Source organism: Sneathiella sp., from assembly GCF_041689005.1.
GTDB lineage: Bacteria > Pseudomonadota > Alphaproteobacteria > Sneathiellales > Sneathiellaceae > Sneathiella.
In genome coordinates this window covers 13649-35383 of sequence record NZ_JBDNHC010000176.1, presented here as the reverse complement: position 1 = coordinate 35383, position 21735 = coordinate 13649, and the positions used below count along the sequence as shown (strand labels likewise).

At 56.4% G+C, this 21735-nt stretch carries 18 protein-coding genes; 12 read left to right on the top strand and 6 right to left on the bottom strand.

From position 1 onward, the window contains the following. Positions 1–36 precede the first annotated feature (36 nt). From ACESNI_RS18785 to ehuA, 6 genes are all read right to left on the bottom strand, one after another. Positions 37–2367, bottom strand: a complete 2331-nt coding sequence (locus ACESNI_RS18785; RefSeq protein WP_373089894.1) for a molybdopterin guanine dinucleotide-containing S/N-oxide reductase — start codon at positions 2365–2367, stop codon at positions 37–39. A 4-nt stretch (positions 2368–2371) separates the two neighbouring features. Next, positions 2372–3424, bottom strand: a complete 1053-nt coding sequence (locus ACESNI_RS18780; RefSeq protein ID WP_373089891.1) for a diaminopropionate ammonia-lyase — start codon at positions 3422–3424, stop codon at positions 2372–2374. A 128-nt stretch (positions 3425–3552) separates the two neighbouring features. After that, positions 3553–4221, bottom strand: coding sequence for an ectoine/hydroxyectoine ABC transporter permease subunit EhuD (gene ehuD / locus ACESNI_RS18775; RefSeq protein WP_373089889.1), 669 nt, complete (start codon positions 4219–4221; stop codon positions 3553–3555). 3 nt (positions 4222–4224) lie between these two features. Then, positions 4225–4893, bottom strand: coding sequence for an ectoine/hydroxyectoine ABC transporter permease subunit EhuC (gene ehuC, locus ACESNI_RS18770; protein WP_373089887.1), 669 nt, complete (start codon positions 4891–4893; stop codon positions 4225–4227). A gap of 71 nt (positions 4894–4964) precedes the next feature. Continuing rightward, complete coding sequence (ehuB, locus tag ACESNI_RS18765) at positions 4965–5801, bottom strand: ectoine/hydroxyectoine ABC transporter substrate-binding protein EhuB (RefSeq protein ID WP_373089988.1); 837 nt, start codon at positions 5799–5801, stop codon at positions 4965–4967. A 102-nt stretch (positions 5802–5903) separates the two neighbouring features. Then, complete coding sequence (ehuA, locus tag ACESNI_RS18760; protein ID WP_373089885.1) at positions 5904–6680, bottom strand: ectoine/hydroxyectoine ABC transporter ATP-binding protein EhuA; 777 nt, start codon at positions 6678–6680, stop codon at positions 5904–5906. Positions 6681–7079: 399 nt separating this feature from the next. On the opposite strand from ehuA, the gene ACESNI_RS18755 reads away from it, so the two are divergent. The 12 genes from ACESNI_RS18755 to ACESNI_RS18700 all read left to right on the top strand — a co-directional run bounded on the left by ACESNI_RS18755 (position 7080) and on the right by ACESNI_RS18700 (position 21732). Further along, positions 7080–7544, top strand: a complete 465-nt coding sequence (locus ACESNI_RS18755; RefSeq protein ID WP_373089883.1) for an Lrp/AsnC family transcriptional regulator — start codon at positions 7080–7082, stop codon at positions 7542–7544. Positions 7545–8157: 613 nt separating this feature from the next. Beyond that, a complete protein-coding gene (locus tag ACESNI_RS18750) occupies positions 8158–8829 on the top strand; it encodes a TetR/AcrR family transcriptional regulator (RefSeq protein ID WP_373089881.1) in 672 nt (223 codons plus the stop codon). Between the two features lie 20 nt (positions 8830–8849). Then, the gene (locus ACESNI_RS18745; RefSeq protein WP_373089879.1) at positions 8850–10010 is read left to right on the top strand and encodes an acyl-CoA dehydrogenase family protein; all 1161 of its coding nucleotides are present in this window, start codon (positions 8850–8852) and stop codon (positions 10008–10010) included. Positions 10011–10075: 65 nt separating this feature from the next. Further along, complete coding sequence (locus ACESNI_RS18740; protein WP_373089877.1) at positions 10076–10864, top strand: ABC transporter ATP-binding protein; 789 nt, start codon at positions 10076–10078, stop codon at positions 10862–10864. After that, the gene (locus ACESNI_RS18735) at positions 10864–12819 is read left to right on the top strand and encodes a long-chain fatty acid--CoA ligase (RefSeq protein ID WP_373089875.1); all 1956 of its coding nucleotides are present in this window, start codon (positions 10864–10866) and stop codon (positions 12817–12819) included. Before ACESNI_RS18740 ends, ACESNI_RS18735 begins: the two co-directional genes overlap by 1 nt. Then, positions 12816–13715 (top strand): branched-chain amino acid ABC transporter permease, encoded by a 900-nt coding sequence (locus ACESNI_RS18730; RefSeq protein WP_373089873.1) that lies wholly within the window; start codon positions 12816–12818, stop codon positions 13713–13715. The genes ACESNI_RS18735 and ACESNI_RS18730 overlap by 4 nt, the downstream gene beginning before the upstream one ends. Before the next feature lies 1 nt (position 13716). Beyond that, the gene (locus ACESNI_RS18725; RefSeq protein ID WP_373089871.1) at positions 13717–14769 is read left to right on the top strand and encodes a branched-chain amino acid ABC transporter permease; all 1053 of its coding nucleotides are present in this window, start codon (positions 13717–13719) and stop codon (positions 14767–14769) included. Positions 14770–14820: 51 nt separating this feature from the next. Next, on the top strand, positions 14821–16014 hold the full coding sequence (locus ACESNI_RS18720) for an ABC transporter substrate-binding protein (RefSeq protein WP_373089869.1): 1194 nt from the start codon (positions 14821–14823) through the stop codon (positions 16012–16014). 30 nt (positions 16015–16044) lie between these two features. Continuing rightward, on the top strand, positions 16045–16842 hold the full coding sequence (locus ACESNI_RS18715) for an ABC transporter ATP-binding protein (protein WP_373089867.1): 798 nt from the start codon (positions 16045–16047) through the stop codon (positions 16840–16842). Further along, on the top strand, positions 16802–18058 hold the full coding sequence (locus ACESNI_RS18710) for a phenylacetate--CoA ligase family protein (protein WP_373089864.1): 1257 nt from the start codon (positions 16802–16804) through the stop codon (positions 18056–18058). The genes ACESNI_RS18715 and ACESNI_RS18710 overlap by 41 nt, the downstream gene beginning before the upstream one ends. Positions 18059–18115: 57 nt before the next feature. After that, entirely contained in the window at positions 18116–19717 is a 1602-nt protein-coding gene (locus ACESNI_RS18705) for a carboxyl transferase domain-containing protein (protein ID WP_373089862.1), read from the top strand. Between the two features lie 11 nt (positions 19718–19728). Continuing rightward, complete coding sequence (locus tag ACESNI_RS18700; protein ID WP_373089860.1) at positions 19729–21732, top strand: biotin carboxylase N-terminal domain-containing protein; 2004 nt, start codon at positions 19729–19731, stop codon at positions 21730–21732. Positions 21733–21735: the final 3 nt, after the last annotated feature.

The window sequence follows — 21735 nt, the reverse complement described above, 5'->3', positions numbered from 1 at the left end:
GAAATCAGTCTCTCCTCTTAATAAACTGTATATCGCTCAAGGCGCTTCAATGATAGGCGGCGGCTGATGTATTGTGACTTCTGGCGCCTCTTGGGGCAACCGTTCAATCTCGACAAGACAGGTCAGGGCGGACGGCCCGGATGCAAGCGGTGACGTCGGAAAATCCCGCGTCAGAACATTGGGATTACCGTGCTTGCAGCGGTTTGGATCATTAGCCAAGTCTGGATCGTACCAAGCACCCGTTGCCAGCATGATGACGCCCGGCCGTAAATCTGCATCTATCTTCGCGGCACTGATGCAGGACCCCCGATTATTGAAAAGGCAGACCAAATCGCCATCGTTAATCCCGCGCGAGCCCGCATCCTCTGGATTAATCCGGCACGGCTCCCGTCCCTTGATCTTACCTGCCAAGCTATGAGGCCCTTGGTCGAGTTGGCTATGCAGGCGTCGACTTGGCTGATGGGTTACCAAGTGCAATGGGTAGATTTGGACGAGCTCCGAGCCCAGCCATTCGTCAGGCGCCTGCCAGACCGGATGTCCCGGGTTTCCCTTGAGGGCAAAGGAGGCAATCGTTTCACTGAAAATCTCGATAAGGCCGGAAGGTGTTGTCAGGGGATTTGCGTCCGGGTCAACTCGAAAATCCTTCAGCATCACGCATGGTTCGCTCGGAGGCGCGAGTTCGAGTGAACCCTCGGCCCAGAAGCTGTCAAAATTCGGCAGTCTATGGCCAAGTATCTCCCCGCGACGGGCGCTTTCCTCATAGAGATGGCGTAGCCAGTCTTTCTCACTGCGACCACCGGTGAAGGCGTCTTCAAAGCCCGGCTGTTTCGCGTCTATCGCCCGCAGACGACGGGCCAGACCCGCAAATATATCATGATCATTCCACGCCATACCAAAAGGCTCCGCGACACGTTCCATGGCAACAAGATAGCCATCCCGTGTCGATGCTGCGAGATCATTGCGCTCCAAGCCAACTGTCGTGGGCAAAACTATATCGGCGCGGCGCGCTGTCGATGTCCAGAAAGGTTCGTGAACAATGACTGTTTCGATTTTCTGCCAAGCTTCAAGTAGCCTATTGATATCCTGGTGATGATGGAACGGATTGCCCCCAACCCAGTAGACCAGTCGGGTGTCAGGATAGGTATAGTTTCCACCGTTATACTGAAATTCCCCTCCCGGGTTCAGCAGCATATCAGAAATCCGGGCAACAGGTATAAAGTCATCAATAGGATTGTAACCGGTGGGCAGAGCGGCCCAAGGCAGATATCCCCGCGCGGCTCCAACCCCGTTAACCGCGCCAAGGCCGAGACCGAAGCCAGTTCCGGGTTGCCCAATCCCGCCCAGCATCGCCGCCAAAACCACCAGCATCCAGATCGGCTGTTCCCCGTTTTGCTGGCGGGTCAACGACCAGCTTCCGTTGATCATCGTCGGCGTACTGGCCATTCTTCTTGCAAGCGCCATAATGGTCGCTGGCGGAATACCTGTAATCCCCGCCGCCCAATCTGCATCCTTGGCAAGGCCGTCCGTGGTCCCCATGAGGTACGGCAGAAACCGCGCGAACCCCGTGCAGTAGCGCGCAAGGAATGTCTGGTCGTGCAACCCTTCGATAACAAGCGTATGCGCAAGCGCCAGCATCAGGGCGACATCAGTATTAGGCCGGATGGAAATCCATTCAGCATCCAGCTCTCCGTCCACATCTGAATTGCAGGGACTGATATTGATAAACTCAACTCCGGCTTGGCGGGCGGCGCGCATGTCCTCTGCCTGACTATGGACGCCGACGCCCCCCGCATTCATCTGCGAATTCCGAAGCGCCATTCCGCCAAAGGCCACCACCAGCTTCCCGGAGTCAGTGATTGAGCTCCAAGACGTATGCGCCTCGATCAGGGAAGACATCGGCGCGACGACATGCGGCAGGATTACTTCCGCGGCGGCGTAGCTATATGAATCACGAGACGTCGTGCAGCCGCCATATAGAGACATAAACCGGCGCAACTGGCTTTGCGCATGATGGAACCTCCCGGCACTGGCCCAGCCGTAAGATCCGGCATATATCGCGCTGTGGCCGAACTGGTCGCGGACCCTGTCAAGTTCATGGGCGACAAGGTTCAGCGCCGTCTCCCAACTGACGGCGACAAATTCCTCATGCCCCCGCCTGCCCCGATCGCTATCGATCCCTTTTTCAAGAAACCCGCGACGCACCATCGGCTGGCTGATACGGCAAGGCCCGGTGCGTGTCTCCAGCATCGACGCGCCAATAGGGGACGGATGCGGGTCCGCCTCGAATGATTTCAAGGCAACAGGTTGCCCGGCCTCCATCTCTACCCGATAGGTTCCCCAATGCGACGATGTCAGCGGCGGCGACAATAGTTCAGCCTCCTTCCAGACCTTCCGTAACGATCACCAGACAGCGACTTTCCGGTGCAAGATCCATATCCGCCAATGCGGCGATGGTCGCCGCGCCACTCGGCGTTGTCTCAATATTATGTCTGGCCAACAGCTTTACAGCCCCGGACGCTGCCTCATCGGTGATCAATATAAATTCATTAGCATCATTTTTCAGCGATTTGACAGCGATTAAAGAGGCTTCCTTGCAATCCAGCCTTCCCATGTTCGAGACCGGCCCCTCCACCCGCGTCAAATTGCCTTTTTCAACGCTAATCATCAGACAAGGAGCGGCATTCGGTTCGACAATAGTGATTTTCGGCTGCTCGATCCAGTAGTCTCTAATATGGCCGGAGACGGCAGCGGCGAGACCGCCAACGCCGGCCTGAATTAGAACATGGGTCGGCCAGACACCCGTTTTTTCAAACTCCCCCCGGCATTCCTCGGCAAGAACAGTGTAGCCTTCCATAACCAAAGCCGGGCGATCGATATATCCTTCCCATGACCCGTCTGCGAGCAGGAGCCAACCGTTTTCCTCCGCCGCCTCTTTTGCTGCTGCAACGCTATCTTCGTAAACACCGTCAATCCGTACAACCGTTGCCCCCAAGGCGCGAATCCTGTCACCGAATCCCCTCGGCACAAGCGACGAGAGATAAACAACGGCTTCAGCGCCGAAAATATTTGCCCCGGCGGCGACGGAGAGGCCGTGATTACCGGCGCTCGCGGTAATAAAGGTCATGTCGGCGGCCACTGATTTCGCGACCTCGCTGGTCAAGTCCGCCGTCGTCGCCGCATCTGAAATCATCTGGGCGACGGCAAACGCACCACCCAGCGCCTTGAAGCTTCCCAGCCGCATGCGACGGGACTCGTCTTTTATGAAAAGCCGCGACATTCCGAGATCTTGGGCAAGCGCGCCGTGGTCGATCAGCGGTGTCGGGATATAAACCGGGCACTGCGCCAGCAGGGCCAAGGGTCGCTCCGCCGATGTCCGGAAAAGCCGGTGATCAGCAGTGGTATTTGGGGATTTTTTTGAACTCATAATCTATGCAGGATAGAAAATATCCACCTTTCAAACACATCAGAAAACAATGTTTGTTGACTAAATTTATCACCAACCGGCGGCATTTGACTTGAAACTGACACCGTCGTTGCCGTCATCGAATGCGGTCAGTTCGCCCCGGTATTTCTGAGCTGGTATTTCTTCTCAAGCCGCATTGCAATATAGGCGGACGGGACCGACACGATCAGAAAGAACAAGCCGACAAGTGTCATCGGTTCCAGATATTTATAATGGCTGTTGCTGTAGATATTTGCGGCATTGAACAGCTCGACCACCGTGATTGCCGACAGCAAGGGCGTCTCTTTGAACATGGTAATCAGGTAGTTGGCGAGCGGTGGGATCATCGGCGGAATGGACTGAGGCAAGATGACGTAACGCATGGTCTGATATGGTCGATAGTTCAGGGATTTCGCAGCCTCCCACTGTCCAGTCGGAACATTCTCAATTCCAGCGCGAAACACCTCCGACGTGTAAGTGCTGAAATGAAGACCGAGACCAATTATCCCGGCGGCCAGCGGCGAGAGGAAGATGCCAATATCCGGCAGGACATAGAAGAGAAAATAGAGCTGCACCAGGAGGGGCGTCCGGCGAATAAATTCCGATGACCAATAACTGAAAAACGCGATGGGCCGGGATTTGGACATTTTCAGGATGGCAAGGAAAAGCCCCAGCAAATAGGCCACGAATGCACCCGCAAACGTTGCCTCGATAGTAACAACTAGTCCTTGAACCATAAAGGGCAGCACATCCGCAGCAACTTTCCAACTCCAATCCATCAATTAAACTCCCTTCTTGGCTAAGGTGTTGCGGCCTTTGGACAGTTTTCTGCCGATGAAGTCCGTGATCGCGACAAGAACGGAGGCGATTGTGAAATAGATGATCATGATCGCGACAAATGGCTCCAGCGTGAGCGCCGTCTGGGCCCGGATAATCTGCGCCATGAACGTCAGATCGGATATGGTGATAAGCGAGGCGACCGCCGTCAGCTTGAGAAGCTCGATTAGCAGATTGCCGAACGTCGGGATCATTACGGGAATTGCCTGGGGAAGCAGTACATACCGGAATTTCTGGTATTTTGTGTAATTCAACGCGGTTGCCGCTTCGTGCTGACCGCGCGGCACAGACTGAACTGCAGCGCGAACGACCTCTGAGCCATAACTGCCAAGATTGAGCCCACAGGCAAGTATGCCCGCGACGATTGGCGGGAAGTGAAGCCCCATGAGTGGCAGCACGTAAAACATGAAAAACATCTGCACGATGGCGGAGGTGCCTCGGAAAAATTCGAGATAGATGATTGCTGCGATCCGGACGGAGGCCAGGCTTGAAAAACGGGAAAGCCCGACAAGAAAGGAAATGATGAGCGCAAGGATGGCGCTGACGAACGTCAGTTCGATGGTCGTGAGAGTGCCGTCGATCAGAAGCGAACTATATTCAAGGACTCTTTCCATATTCCGGCTTTCCGAATACTGCGCCCGTGGGCGCAGTATTCATCTGAGATAAGCAATTAAACGGGCGTTATTCAGCTTCCCGGGCAGAAATTATCCCGCGTCACACTCAGAGTCGCTTCTGCAGAAAAGCCATAAGGCTCAACGATCTTGGCAAACTCCCCGCTCGTTTTAAGCTCGGCGAGGGCCTTGTCATAGGCCGCCCGAAACTCCGTGTCGTCGGCGTTGAATGCGGCCCCTGCGCAGCCCATCGGAACGCCCTTCACCGGCATGACCAGCTCGATAGTCGGATCATTGAATTTCTTGATAAGATCAGCCGTCCCGAGACCCGACAGGGCAAACACGTCGACCCGCCCCTGCTGAAGCATCTTGATGCCGCTTTGCGGGTCGGTAAAGACCTTGATCTGGTCAGGCTTTACGCCGCGTTCCAGCGCATAGGCCTCTTCCGCACACCCGGCGCAGGTTGTCATTGTCAGGTCCGGGTTTTTGGCAATGTCCTCATAGGAGAGGAGCGCATGCGGATTGCCTTTGGGAACGGCGAAAGCTTCTGCGCCACAGAGATCCGGTTCGGAAAAAATGACGGATTCGCAGCGTTTGGGTTTGATGTAAAGACCGGATGTTGCCATATCGACCCGGCGGGCCATCAGGGCCGGGATCATCGATCCGTAGGGAACGACCGATGCTTTCAACTCTGGCACGCCGAGCTTTGCCATCACCGCGCGGGCCACATCGGGTGCCGCCCCGGTGACATAGCCATCGCCTCTGATAATGCTATAGGGCGGCTCGTTAGCGACGGCAACCGTGGCATATCCCTGTTTCTGCAGCTTTTCCAGTGTTCCCGCCGATCCGGGACCGGTGAAGGCGATGAGGGTCATCGCGCTGACCGCAACCGCCTGTATGATCTTGCTCATGGAAGTATACATTATTGAAATCCCCTTTTTTGGTGTTAACTGAACTCTTGGCTTGATGATTCTGAGATGCCGCGATCTTGCGGGACGGGCGTTACTTGGGCTTCAGGAAATATCTCCGATAATCTGTTTTAGGAAATTGCGGGTTCTCTCTTCCTTCGGGTTCCTGAAAATTTCCTCTGGAGGGCCGGATTCGACGATTTGTCCCTTTTCAAAGAAAAGAACGCGATCAGCGAAATCACGGGCAAAATTCATTTCATGGGTAACCGTCAGCATTGTGGTGTCGGAGTTCGACGCCAGCATTCTGAGAACGTTGAGAACCTCTTCCACAAGTTCGGGATCGAGCGCCGATGTTACTTCGTCAAACAGCATGATTTTAGGGTCCATAGCCAGCGCCCGCGCTATTGCAACCCGCTGCTGCTGGCCGCCTGAAAGCTGATGAGGATAATGCCGCTCTTTCTCCTCAAGGCCGACAAGCTGTAGTAACTCTCGTGCCCGGTTCATCGCATCCGGCTTATCAACTTCCTTGATCAGAACTTGCGGCTGAACGATATTCGCAAGGGCGGTTAAATGGGGGAAGAGATTGAACTGCTGGAAAACCATGCCGATATTCTTGCGCATTTTCCGAAGATGCTTTTCGCTCGCCGGCACCAGATCACCGTTCACTTTTTGATGCCAGAGATAGTCATTCTCGACCATCACATGGCCGCTATTGATCGTCTCCAGCGTCATTAATATGCGTAATATGGTTGTTTTTCCAGATCCGCTCGGCCCAATCAGGGCAAGCTTCTCCCCGGCCTCGACATGCATATTCAGATTACGTAATACCTGTAACTCGCCATAGGCTTTCGATACATTCTGAAATTCAATTATCTTGCTCATCTGCATGTGTTTCGGTCTAGGCGCATCCGAATTTCCTTACATAATCGTTGAGTATGAATCCCGAATTTTGAAATAATGATTCCCTACAAAAAGTTATGAGAAGAAGCCAACTTTAAAAAAGCGAGAGTTGTTTCTCATCATTACTGTGTTGGCACCCCATCAAATATCTTCAAGATGAGTTATCCTTCCGACTATAAATAGCCTATCGACTGGCTTTTATTAATTACGTCAAAAATTCGATATATTTGATAAAATTTATCAATATTGTATAGTTAATGATATGTTTTGATCACGATTGCATGGGATTTAACATATGCAGGCCTTTCGGCATCCAAACAGACAGTCAAGAAGAGCGTTGAACCCGATCGATGGGCATCGAGGGCAAAAAGTAGAAAGACCATGAACGAGCTAACAGCCAACGATTTTACGATCCTTCGCCTGCTTCAGGAAAATGCACGCGAGAAATTGGAGACGATCGCCTTTGAAACGGGGCTTTCCGTTGCCACTATCCAGCGGCGGATAAAGCATCTGAAATCGTCGGGCGTGATCACAGGTGAAAGCGCCCTCATCGCGCCAGAAACCGTGGGCCTCATGATGACCTTCCTGATCCTTGTCGAACTGGAGCGCGAGCGCATTGACCAGGTTGATGCTTTTCGCCGCAAGGTCAAAGCGGAACCCTATGTCCAGCAATGCTATTACATTACTGGCGAGGCAGATTTTGCGTTAATCGCCCTTGCCAAGGATATTCAGGATTTTGAAAATCTCACCCATCGCCTCTTTTTTGATGATGCGAATGTGAAGCGCTTTCGCACGTCAGTGGTCATGAACCGGACTAAGGTCGGCCTTTCGGTTCCGCTTCCTTAACCTGCACGGTTACGGCACTTCTAATGTATGTTTTCTAGATACCTTAAATGGAATGATGGCGAGAGTGCGATCGCCGTCATGTTACCAATTGCCCGCCGCAGAAACCCATGGGTCTCAACGAATGCATAATCTGGCGTAGCCGCCCTTAAGCGGCCGCGGATCCGCGCGCAAAGCCGGCAACCAAATGACGCGACAGGCGAAACCAAAAGAATCTTCCTTGATCCGAATGATCTATATCCGCCCCAATATTTAAGAGAAGCGGCACCCTGCCACTAATGAAATCGCCGCCGCCGGAATCAATATAGTTAGCAAAACACAGGCGCCACCTGCATCGGTTTCCGTTGTTTTTTTATTTTGCGCCAGCAATCCGCCCGCTGCGGCCGTTCCGGGTCCCTCGCAGGTGGTCGCGTAATTTTAGGCCGATCACATCTCGTACCAGAACCAACACTCTATCTAACACATTGATATATAATAATAATTAAAATAGTGAACATTGAGTAACTTAAAATACTAGACATTATTTTGAGTTTATGGTTGGATACTTCCAGACGAACGGGAGGCTCCTCAATTCAGTATTTATCGGTCTCGCCGCGACATATGAAGGATAGCTATTTTGCGATGGGCTAACGCAATTCCAACGCCAACCGAGCAGCTTGAGATCAAGCGGCAGGCGATCATTCGGGAGGCCGCCCAGGTGTTCAATCGGCGGGGCAGCCATGGCACGACGCTGGACGAGGTGGCGGAAAGACTGGCGGTCACCAAAACCGCGCTCTACCGGTATGTGAAAAACAAGAACCATCTTCTGTATCTCTGCCACAAGGAGGCCATGGATATCGCCGCCCAGAACATGGATATCGGCGAGGCCGAGGGCCAAACGGGGCTGGAGAAAATCCAGATCGGGATGAAGGGCTATCTGCGGGAAATGGTCGGCACGATGGGCGTGCCGGTTATTATTCTGGAGGAAAAGGCCCTCACCGGAGACGAGGCGAAAAAAATCATCGCCATTCGCGATACCTTCGAGACCCGCATGCGCAAACTAGTTAACGAAGGCGTCAAGGACGGCAGCATCGTACCGATCAATTCGAAACTGGCAATTTTTGCCATGCTCGGCGCGGTTCACTGGGTTACCAAATGGTATTCTCCGTCCGGCGTCTGGACACCGGAGGAGGTCTCCGATGCCATGATCGAGCTGGTGACGCGCGGGTTTGCCGCCAGCCCCTCAAAACAACTGACGGCCGACATACATCTCGCGCCAATGCCACAATCGACAAAACATAATAATTAAACATAATAAGGGAGGAACTGATGGACTTTGATCTATCGCAGCAGCAACTAGATTTTCAGGCAAATATCCGCGAGTTCGCACAGTCGGAAATTGCGCCGCGCGCGGAACAGCTCGATCGTGACGCTGTCTTTCCAACGGACCTCTTCCAGAAACTCGGCGAGCTTGGCGTCATGTCCATCCCGTTCGATGAGGAGTATGGCGGCATGGGGCTCGGTGTTCTCGATGCCGTGCTGGCCATTGAGGAAATTGCCCGCGCCGACCAGTCCCTCGCCGTCTCCGTCATGGTGTCGGTCGCGACCGGCCTGACCGTGCAGCGCTTCGGCACTGAGGAGCAGAAGAAAAAATGGCTGCCCGACATTGTGTCCGGCCAGCGGATCTGCTCGATTGCCGGGACGGAACCGGATGCGGGCAGCGATACGGCGGGCTTCAAGACCCGCGCCCGCCTGCTCGATGACGGCAGCTGGTCCCTGACGGGCGAAAAGGCCTATATCACGAACCCCGGCACCGACATCTCGTCCTTCACGCTCATTCTTGCGGTCTCCAGCCCGAAAGACGCGGAGGCCAAGAAATATACGCTGTTCCTGACGCCGAATGATGCGCCGGGCTACACACGGGGAGAAAAATACAGGAAGATGGGCTGGCGCTCCTCCGATACACGCCCGCTGTATCTCGATGAATGCGAGTTACCCGCAGGCGCCGTGGTCGGCGAAATCGATGGCGGCCGCTGGGTCCTGCACAAGGGCTATCAGGCCGCACGCCTGTTTCTGTCGACCTGCTCGCTGGGCCTCGCCCAGGCGAGCCTTGACCATGCCATCACCTATGCAAAAGAACGGCAGGCCTTCGGCAACAGCCTTGGAAAACTGCAGCTCATCCAGGAAATGGTTGCCAACATGGCCGTCAAGGTCGATTGCGCCCGCCTGCTCACATACCGCGCCGCCTGGCAGGTGGATGCCGGAAAGGCCGATATGAAGGCCCTGTCCATGGCGAAACTCTATGCCACGGAGATCGGCTCGGAGGTCGCCAATATGGCAATCCAGGTTCACGGCGGCTGGGGTTTCATGGATGACTGTCCGGTGTCCCGTTACTTGCGTGACAACCGGGTGTGCACAATTGGCGATGGCAGTTCCCAGATTCAGACATTGCTGATCGCACGGGAATGCGGACTGGATGTGTCCTTCTAGCAAGGGACAAACATAAGAAAAACGTCACCCAGTATAAATTGTCTCAGGTCCCGGGAGGGGAAACTATGGGCGGTAACAGTGTTTCGGATACGGCTGTGTTGGAAGCGGACGGACTGTGCCTGAAATTCGGCGCGGTGCAGGCGCTGAAATCTGTATCGCTTACGGTTGAGGACAATCATATCCATGCGATTATCGGCCCCAACGGCGCGGGCAAGTCGAGCCTGCTGAACTGCCTGTCCGGCTTTTACCGGGCGCAGTCCGGCTCGGTCCGGTTCAGAAGCGAGGACATCTCCGCCTTACCGCCGCGCAAGCGCGCGGCAATGGGGATCAGCCGCACGTTTCAGGGCATCCAGACCTATCCCCACCTGACCGCCCGCGAAAACATCATGACCGGCTACCATGGCCAGATGAAGAGCGGGATTTTCCGCAACCTGATCTATTGGGGTGCCACCCGCCGCGAGGAAGAAGAATATACCCGCAAGGCCGAGGAAATTATCGACTTTCTGGAGCTAGAAGAGGCCCGCAACATGCTCGTTGGCGACATGCCTTATGGTTTGCGCAAGCGCGTGGATCTCGGCCGGGCGCTCGCGCTCGATCCAAAACTCCTGATCATGGATGAGCCGATGGCGGGCATGGGCCCTGAGGAGAAGGGCGATCTCGCCCGCTTTATCCTCGATATCCGGACTGCCCTCACCATCCCGATCATTCTGGTGGAGCATGACATGGAAGTGGTGATGGATATCTCCGACAGGATTACCGTCGTCGATTTTGGCGAGGTGATTGCCTCTGGGACACCGGATGAAATCGGCAAGAACGAGCGGGTGATCTCTGCCTATCTCGGAGGGACGGACTAATGACCTCACGCCCGATAATCAGCGCCCCAGTCGCCGAGGACAAGCGGTGCTCAAACGGCAAGACCCTGCCCCAGCTGGTGCAGTCGAACGCCGTAGAATTTGCGGACATGGCGGCGGTAAAATCGAAACGGTCCGGTATCTGGCGTAAAAAAAGCTGGCCGATGCTGTTCGATGAGATGCGCCTCGCCGCCCGGGGCCTCGCGGCCTGCGACCTGAAACGCGGCGATGTTCTGGCATTCATTTCCGAAAACATTGAGGAGCAGCTGATCGTGCAGCTCGCGGCCCTGTCTCTCGGCGCGATCACGGTCAGCGTCTATCCGGATGCCACCATCGATGAGCTGGAATATATCATTGTTCATTCCGGCGCCGTGATGATCATGGGCGAGGATCAGGAACAGGTCGATAAAATCCTGCAATGTAAAAGTGGCGTGCCGGAAATCCGCCGGATCCTCTATGTGGATGACCGCGGCCTCTGGGAATATTCCGATCCGAGACTGATTTCTCTCGAAGACGCGCTGAAAATGGCCGGAGATTATGAGAGCCCTGCCTGGATTGACGCCGAGATCGCCAAGGGCCTTCAGGAACATGTCGCCGTTTATTGCTATACCTCCGGCACCACGGGAAAACCGAAGGCAGCGATGCTGTCCCACGCCTTCATTCTTGATAATGCCTATCGCCTGATGGGGGCATTGGATGTGCGTCAGGGAAGCAATTACCTCTCCTACATCTCCCCTGCATGGGCGGCCGAGCAATTTTTCGGGATCGCCCTGCCCCTGCTGGCACCGATGGTGGTTCATTTCGCCGAAAAGCCCGAAACCATCCAGCATGACCTGCGCGAGGTCGGGCCGGAATTCCTAATGTTCACACCGCGCCAATGGGAAATGCAGGCCTCCGACGTCGAGGCGCGCATGATGGATGCCCCCGCCTTCCAGCGATGTCTCTACCGCTGGGGTATCCAGCAAGGGCTTGAGAAGGTTCGTGGCAAAAGCGGCTTGCTGTTCCGCTATGTCAGCTGGCCGCTTGCGGAGATGCTGGTCCTGCGCGGCATTCGCAACCTGCTCGGCCTAACCTGTGCCCGTGCCGTCCTATCCGGCGGGTCCGGTCTGTCGACGGAATTATTCGAGCGGTTCCGCTCCTTCGGGGTGCCGCTTGGCAATCTTTATGGGTCGACCGAGCTTGGCCTCATCTCAACCCATCGTCCCGGCAGCAAGACACCGGAAACCATGGGCACCTTCATGCCATCCGATCCGACCATTACCGGCCCGATCGAGGGGTGGGTGGATGAACAGGGTCAGCTCTGCCTGAAGACGCTGGCGTTTTCGGGATTTCTCAACGACCCGGAAGCCACCGTCGAGCTTGGGCATTCTGAAAGTGGCTATAAAACCGGTGACGCCGTGCGTGTGAATGAGGACGGCGAGCTAATCTATCTCGACCGTCTCAAGGATTTACGGAAATTACGCACCGGTCAGGCTTACCCGCCGCAATTCATCGAAAACCACTTGCGCGCCTCCTCGCTGATCCGCGACGCCATTGTCATTGGCGATGAAAACCGCGACAACGTCGTCTCCCTGATCAATATCGATGCGGAGATTGCCGGGCGATTTGCGGAAATTAACGGCCTCGCCTATGGAACCTTCCCCGAACTCAGCCAGCTCCCCCTGATCCGCGAGGAGGTCGGGCGTGTCCTCGCCAAGGTGAATGGCCTCGTCGACAAGGATGCCCGTGTCATTTCCTTCATCAATCTGCCGAAGGAGCTGGATGCGGACGAATCTGAATTGACGCGGTCGCGTAAATTGCGGCGGGAGCATATCCATGCGCGCTACGCAACAATGATTGACGCCCTCTACAGCGGCGATGACAGCCTCACGACTGAAATTGAGGTGAAATACCAGGATGGCAGCACCAGCCTGTTGAAAGCGGTTGTGGCAATAAATCGGATTGAGGACAGTCTATGATCAATTTTCTGCAAATTCTTTTAGAAGGCACTCTTGTCGGCCTTGTCTACGGCCTGATTGCAATCTCGTTCGTCGTTATCTACCGGGCATCCCGCATCGTCAATCTCGCGCAGGGTGAGGTCGTCGTCTTCGGCGCCTTCTTCCTCTGGAGCTGCACCTTTGGCCTTCAGTCCATCGGCATCGAGGTTCCTTTATTCGTCAGTGTGATGATGACACTGGTCGCCTGCGTGCTGTTCGGATTGCTGCTGGAGCGGCTGGTGTTCCGGCCGCTCATCGGCCAGCCCGCCTTTGCGATTTTCATGGCCAGCGTGGCACTGTTGATCCTGCTCAGGGGCGTGGCGCAACTGGTCTGGACGGCTGAGACGCGCGCTTTTCCTGTCATTCTACCCGACGGCGCCTTTACAATCGGTCCCTTCCTCATCAGTACACGGCTGCTAATTGGCGGTATCTTCACCATCGTTCTGTCATTCGCCCTGCATTATTTCTTTACGCGAACCCGTCAGGGCCTGCGACTTGCTGCCGTGGCAGAAGATCACAATACGGCGCTCTCCCTTGGTGTTTCCGTCCGCGCGGCAACCGCAATCGCCTGGATACTCGGGACGATCGTTGCGACCCTCGGCGCTGTCGTGTTGCTGTCGGGCCGGGTAGTATCCCTCGAAGTCGCGCAGATCGGCTTCAAGGCGTTGCCGGTCGCCCTGCTGGGCGGGCTCGAGTCCATCCGCGGCGCGCCGCTCGCCGGGATAATAATCGGCGTGAGCGAGGCCCTCGCCATGGCCTATCTCGACCCGCTGACCAACGGCGCCGCGTCGGGGGTTCTTCCCTACGCCATGATGATCGGGGTCATTCTCCTGCAACCACAGGGCCTGTTCGGCTGGAAAAAGATAGAAAGGCTCTGACATGCTGCCCACCGGTGTTCATTTTGAAAGCTACGGCGGGGAAGCCCGTCTGCTCAAGACGATGCGATCCAGGGTCTGGCTCGGCGGCCTGCTGATCGCGCTGTTCTGCGTCCCGTTGGTAGCCGGCCCCTATTTCCTCGGCGTCATGACCTACATGTATATTTCGCTGATGGCCGTTTACGGACTGTATGTCACCGTTGGCATGGCCGGGCAGATCAACATTGCCCAATCCGCCTTCGTTGGTGTCGGGGCCCTGATGACGGCGAAACTGTCGGAGTTCGGTGTCCCCTTCTGGGCGGCTATTCCGCTTGCCGCCCTCGCCACGGGCATGGTCTCCATCGTCTTCGCCCTGCCGGCCGCACGGGTAAAGGGCTTTTATCTGGCTCTGACCACGCTGGCCGCGCAGATCATGTTCCCGACGATCATTTTTGCCCTGCCATCGGACTGGCTCGGTGGTCTCGTGGGCATGTCGGTGACCGGCGCCACTATCGGATCTTTCTCCCTGTCCTCCCCCGTCGATTTCTACTTGCTGACGCTGGTGATCGTGCTGGGGCTGAGTGTTGTCGCGTTTAACCTGCGCCGCACCCGTTTCGGCCGCGCCCTCATCGCTGTGCGCGACAATGACGTTGTCGCCGAGGTGATGGGCATGAATGTCCTGAAAATCAAGGCTCTTGCCTTTTTCACAGGGTCGCTGTTTGCCGGGGTTGCGGGAGGTTGCACCGCCTATTTCTTTCAATTCGTGACCGTGGAGAGTTTCACCCTTTTCGCCTCGGTTTGGTATCTCGGGATGCTCATCGTCGGGGGAACCCATAGTGCCCTGGGAGCAATCCTCGGCGTCGTATTCATTACTTTTATTCAGGAAGGACTGCATGAGGTGGCAACGATAGCAATGCAGTCCGGTTCCAGCAGCAGCGGCGGGGCAATTTTCGCCCTGACCTCGATTGTGTTGGGAGGGCTGATCTTGCTGGCCCTGATTTTCGAACCACGTGGACTGGCGCACCGATGGTCGGTGCTCCAGACCACTTTTCAGCTCTGGCCTTTCCCCCGAAACTAGGGAACAAGCCGGAATAATGGGGATATTCCCCACTTCAACAGGGAGGACATTATGCGATTAAAAACAACACTGCTTGCAATTGCCTTGGGAGCGCTGGTCAGTCTGCCAGCCTCGGCCAAGGAATATATAATGAGCACCAGCGCCGACTTCTCGGGGCCGTTTGCCGATGTCATGCCGAATGCCATGTCAGGGATCAATGCCATCACCGATTGGTGGAATGAGACAACCGGCAAGGACCTCGGCGTCTCGGTAAACATCAAGATTTACGATATGCGCTATGATGCCTCGGTTGTCGCCAAGACCTGGCCGGCAATTCTCAACACCGACCACCCGATCATGCATTTGGGTTTCGGATCTCCGGATCTGGTGACTTTGATGAAACGTCTACCGAATGACAAAGTGCCCATGTTGCTGGGGACCGCCATGGTTGGACTGGTCTGGAAACCTGAGGGCTGGCATTACTCGATCCGTCCCACCTATAGCCATGAATTCGCGGGCCTGCTGAGCGAAATGCAGAAGAAAAAAGGCAGTGTCCTTAATATTGCGGCGGTCAGCACCCAGAACAAGGCTGGCTTCGTCGATCAGGTGAAGGGTGTTGAAAAGCTCGCGGAACAGTATCCGGACCGCTTTGCCATGGTCGATGTTCAATGGGTGGACCCCTCCCCTGTGTCGCTGACCAACAATATCCGCGCCATGTCACAGAAAAATCCTGACGTCATCATGGTTGGCGGAACAACGGCACAGGTCATCGCAACGGCCAAGGCGTTGAAAGATCTGAACCTGACCGTTCCGATCATCAGCTCGACCCATAACGGGTTGTCGGAAGCCGCCAAGGGTATTGACCCGGCAGACCTGAATGGCTCCTATTCGGCGTTCTCCTTCGCACCGCCGACAAAAGCCGACCTGCCAATCCGCGACATCTACAACAAGTACAAGAAAGAGGGTGACTGGACCCTGATCACCGCACAGTCCGCGGCTCAGGCCATTCTCGCGCTCCGGACACTGGAAAAGGCGATTGCCGAGGTCGGTGCCGACAATGTGGATGGCACCGCAATGCGGAATGCCCTGCTGAATAACGAGTTCAGCGAGGAAGAGCTTTTGGGAGCCCTGCCAACACTTGATTACGACACGACGGCGCCGTTCCCGATCGGCGAGATCAAGTCCACTGCGGAAATCATGGAAAACGGCAAGATCAGGCCGCTGAGCGATGTCTGGATGGAAGTTCCGGCATTGGAAAAATGGTAAACTGCATTACGACGAGCCGGGGGTAGACCTATGGGATTGATACTGAATAATGTGGATTTGGTTTACAGTGGCGTCATCCAGGTGCTGCGATCTGTCAATCTGGAAATTCCGGATGGCCAGATGGTGGTTCTTCTGGGATCAAACGGCGCTGGCAAAACCACAACGCTCAGGGCAATCTCGGGCCTGCTCCATGCGGACCTTGGCAAGGTGACCGCGGGTCGCATTCTGCTGGATGATGAGGACATCACCAACGGCGATCCCACGGATATCTTTGCCAAGGGTATCGTTCAGGTTCTTGAGGGCCGCAAGGTCCTCGAGCATCTGACCGTCGAGCAGAATTTGATGGTCGGCGCGCATTTGCGCAAAGATCACGCGGGAATACGGGAAGATCGCGAAAAGGTCTTTCATTACTTCCCCCGCCTGACGGATCTGCTGAAACGTACAGCCGGGTTTCTCTCTGGCGGTGAAATGCAGATGTTGCTCATCGGACGGGCAATGATGGCGCGCCCGCGCATCTTGATGCTGGATGAGCCGTCCATGGGCCTCGCGCCGATCCTGATCCAGCAATTGTTTGAGGTGATCGGCCAGATCAAGCGCGATGAAGGCCTGACGATTTTTCTGGTGGAACAAAACGCCCATGCGGCGATCGGCCAGTGTGACTATGGCTATGTGATGGACAATGGCCGCATCGTTCTGCACGGCACTCGCGACCAGTTACAGAATAATCAGGATGTGAAGGAATTTTATCTCGGCTTCACCGGCGAGGAAAATCGTCGGAATTTCCGAGATGTCAAACATTACAGGCGCCGCAAGCGCTGGTTGGGGTAATCGCATCATGGATAGATTCTCTCATATGCGCAGCCTTTACGGCAAAGCCGTAACCAAGGCCCCGGCCCTCCGGGAACGGTTCGAGAAAGCGGGTCTGACGCCTGCCGGGCTCGTCGACGAGGGCGCCCTCAACCGTCTGCCGGTGCTCACCAAGGAACGCCTGATGCAACTGCAGGCGACTAATCCGCCTTTCGCGGGATTCCTTTCCTGCGACATCGCCGAAATAGCCCATATTTATGTCTCCCCCGGCCCGATTTGCGAGCCGGGTCTCGCCAATGACAAAACCGGTCACGGCATGGACAGGATGTTCAGGGAAGCGGGGATTGGCCCGGGTGATATTGCCCTCAACAGCTGGGCCTACCACCTTGTGCCAGCCGGACTGTTGTTCGATCAGGGCCTGCGTGCCGTGGGCGCGACGGTCATTCCCTCCGGCACGGGCAACACGGCCTTGCAGGCACAGCTTCTGTGCGACCTGAAACCGACGGTCTTTCTCGGCAGTACCGCCTATTTTGCAACCTTGGTCGAGCAACTGGCGAGCGACGGCAAGACATTGCCCGCGGACTGGACCCTGAAGCATGCCTTTCTCGGCGGCGAATTCGGTGACTGGTCAGCAAAGCGCCGGGCAATCGAAAACCAATATGGCCTTAAAACATGGTCCTGTTACGCCACCGCCGACTTTGGCCTGATCGGCTTCGAGCGTGACGGCGAAGACGGATATCAAATTCACGAGGACCGCTATGTCCAGATATGCGATCCCGTCAGTGGTGCGCCACTACCGCCCGGAGACTCCGGGGAAATTGTCGTGACGACATTGGCGCGTGGCTGGCCGATGATACGGTTCGGGACCGGCGATGTTGCCCATGCCAAGACGCTCGCTGCCGACGGTGGTGTCCAGCAGATATCAGCGCTGGAAGGCCGGGTGGGCGCGGCCGTCAAGGTCCGGGAGATTTTTGTCTATCCCGGGCATCTTGAGGCTTTGGTACGGCAGAGCGATGGCATCACCGCGGCCCGCGCGGAGATTACGCGGCAGGATGGCCGAGACTATATCACGCTGGAACTGGTTAAAGACGGAAACACCGGTGTCGAGCCGCAAGAGGAAAAGCTGCGGGTATTATTTCAGTCCCTCACTCGCCTCAAGGCAGACCGCCTCCACTGGCTGGAGAGCGAGGCGGACTTCACTATCGGCGGCCTGCTGGTGGACAGCATGCCCACTTAAAAAAACCGGCCACGGCCATGCAACGAGATTATAGGACAGGATTTTAGAGGACGATTTATGACAATTCTTGCAAGTAACTGCAATCCTCATGACCCGAATTTCATGAAGAACAAGGCGGTTTACGAGAGCCTGATTTCCGATCTGCGGGAAAAATTCGACTGGGCTCTTGCCGGGGGCGGCGAGAAAAGTGTGGCGCGTCACAAGGAGCGCGGAAAGCTTCTGGCGCGCGACCGGATCGACCTGCTTGTAGATCCTTTGACTCCGTTTCTGGAGCTGTCGCCGCTGGCCGCTCTCGGGCTCTATGACAATGGCCTGCCCTCCGCCGGTATCGTTACCGGGATCGGGACAATCCGGGGCGTGACCTGCGTGATTATCGCCAATGATGCGACCGTCAAGGGCGGTTCTTTCTACAAGGAGACCGTGCGCAAGCATATCCGCGCGCAGGATATTGCGCTCGAAAATGACCTGCCGGTGATCTATCTGGTCGATTGCGGCGGGGCCAACCTCGAAAGCCTCGAAGACGTGTTTCCGGATCAGGATCATTTCGGCGGCACCTTTTACCGGCAATGCCGCATGTCCGGCAAGGGCCTCCCGCAGCTCGCCGCGGTTTTCGGCGAATGCACGGCGGGCGGTGCCTATATCCCCGCCCTCTGCGATGAATTCGTTATGGTCGCCAAAAATTCCTCCATCCATTTAGGCGGCCCGCAAATCGTCAAGGCCGCCATAAGCGAGATCATTGGCCGGGACGAACTGGGAGGCGCCTGGATGCACAGCACGCAATCGGGCGTTTCTGACCATTTCGCCGTCGATGAAAAAGAGGCCATCGCCAAGCTCCGGGACATGGTCGGGGCCATCAACTATCCGCAAACCCTCCATGGAGATATCCGGACGGCCAGCCCGCCGCGCTATGATCCGGCAGAGCTGACAGGCATCGCCTCCGTTGATCTGACGTTGCCGGTTGACCAGCGCGAAATCGTGGCCCGCCTTGTTGACGATAGCGCCTTTCATGAATTCAAGCCCCTGTACGGGGCAACGCTTTTATGCGGCTTTGCCCATATCGAGGGGCTGCCGGTCGGGATTATTGCCAATAACGGGGTGCTGATGTCCGAAAGCACCCTGAAAGGCGTCCATTTCATCGAACTCTGCGATCAGCGGAACATACCATTGTTGTTCATGCAGAACACGACCGGGTTCATGGTCGGGTCCGAGGCGGAACGCAACGGCATCGCCAAGAACTCGGCGAAACTGGTCTATGCGGTTTCCAATAGCCGCGTTCCCCGGTACACGCTGGTCACCGGCGGATCCTACGGTGCCGGCAACTACGGCATGAGCGGACGCGGCTTCCGGCCGCGCTTCATGTTCATGTGGCCCAATGCCCGCCTCGGCGGCATGAGTCCGGATGTCGGCTCGTCGGTCTTGATGGACCTGCGCCGGGCAAGCATTTCGAAAAAACCGGCCACCGAGCAGGAGTTGGCGGACTACGAGCAGAAGGTGCGCAATATGTTCGAGGACAAATCCACCGCCTACTATTGTACAGCGCGGATTTGGGATGACGGCATTATCGAGCCCGCCGATACCCGCCAGACACTGGCGCTCTGCCTTGCCGTCGGGGCGATGCAGGCTCCGGAAACCGGCTACCGCCCCGTCTATAGAATGTGAGGAATGAGGTCATGAGTTCCCTTTTTGCCAAAGCCCCAAACGTTCTGCGCCGCGTCCTGATCGCCAACCGGGGCGAAATCGCCTGCCGCGTCATTCAAACCTGTCAACGGCTGGGCCTGAAGACGATTGCCGTCTATTCAGATGTCGATGAAACCTCCCTGCATGTGCGGTTAGCGGATGAAAAAATCAGGATCGGCGAAGGCCCCGCCTCACAAAGCTATCTGAACATCGATGCGATAATGCAGGCAGTCGCGGCAAGCGGTGCCGATGCGGTCCATCCCGGATATGGGTTCCTGTCCGAGAATGCCGCCTTCGCTGAACGCTGCGAACGGGACGGCGTCCTTTTCATCGGCCCGTCCTCTGGCTCAATCCTCTCCATGGGCTCCAAGATTGAAGCCAAGCGCATTGCCGAAAAGGCCGGTGTACCGACGGTCCCCGGTTATCATGGCGACGACCAGACCGGTGACCGGTTGGCGGCGGAGGCTGAAAAGATCGGCTACCCCGTCCTGATCAAGGCCTCCGCTGGCGGCGGCGGGCGGGGCATCCGCCTTGTACGCGATCCCGCGGACTTCGCCCGCGAGCTCAAGCTTGCCCGTGCGGAAGCCAAGTCGACCTTCGGCAATGACGCATTGCTGATTGAGAAATACATTGAGATTCCCCGCCATCTGGAAGTCCAGATTATGGGGGACTCCCACGGCAACCTGGTCCATCTGTTTGAGCGGGACTGCTCCGTCCAGCGCAACAACCAGAAAATACTGGAAGAGGCGCCCGCCCCTAACCTGCCCGAAGCTGTGCGGCAGAAGCTGTTTGAAACCGCGTTGATGCTCGGTCGGGAAATTGGCTACAAATCTGCAGGCACCGTTGAGTTCATTATGGCAGCGGAGGATGACCAGCCGTATTTCCTGGAAATGAATACGCGCCTGCAAGTGGAGCATCCGGTGACCGAAATGATTACTGGCCTCGACCTCGTTGAATGGCAATTGCTGGTTGCCGCCGGGCTTCCGCTCCCGCTCGCTCAGGAGGAAATCCGCCAGGACGGCCATGCGATCGAGGCCCGTCTCGCCGCCGAACGGCCAGAGGATGATTTTCAGCCGAGTATCGGAACATTCGTGCAGGTGGAGGTCCCGTCCACAATACGCTTTGATACCGGCGTCGCCACCGGCTCCGACGTCACCCCCTATTACGACAGCATGCTCGCCAAGTTCATTTCCCACGGCAAGGACAGGGCCGCCGCTCTCGCCGCTCTCTCCCGCGGATTGGCCCAAAGCGCCCTGCTCGGGGTCGGAACCAATCAGGCATTTCTGCTTGACTGTTTGGCGAAACCGGATTTTCAGGATGGCCGGGCGACAACTGCATTCCTCGCGCAGAACTTCCCGGATGGCTGGAAGGTCGAAAAGTCACATATCACGGAACTTCGGGCATTGGCCGCCGCCCTCTGGCTCAGTGAGCCCTCGTCCTCCTCTCCCACCCTGTGGCAACGCAAGAGCGGATTTCGCGTCATGGGCGCCCGCCGCCCGGGCAGTTGTTTGATCGACCTCGTGGACAGCCAAGGCGAAGAGGTCATCTTCCTGCAGTTTGGCAACGGTCCGGCCGTCGCCCGCGTCGGGGACCAAAGCGTTGATCTTGGCGATATTCTGACCGCCGACGAAAAGACGTTCAGGGACGCGCCTGTTCGCTGGGTCACCGAGGGAAATATCCTGCATGTTTCCTGGAACGGCCAGTCCCTTCGCGCCACGTTCGCCCTTTCCGTCGACGCGCAGCCCCAGACCTTTGAGCATTTGAGCAAGCCCAATGACCTGTCCGCCCCGATGCCCGGTCTGATAACCGAAATTCTGGTCAGCGTTGGCGATACTGTCACGGAAGGCGATCCTATCTTGCAGATGGAAGCCATGAAGCTGGTGCATTCCCTCCGCGCCGGGCGCAGCGGGAGCGTCGCATCCATTCACTGTAAAGTGGGCGACACCGTCCCGCTTGGCAAATCCCTGATTGAAATTGAAATACCTATGGAGACTTGAAAA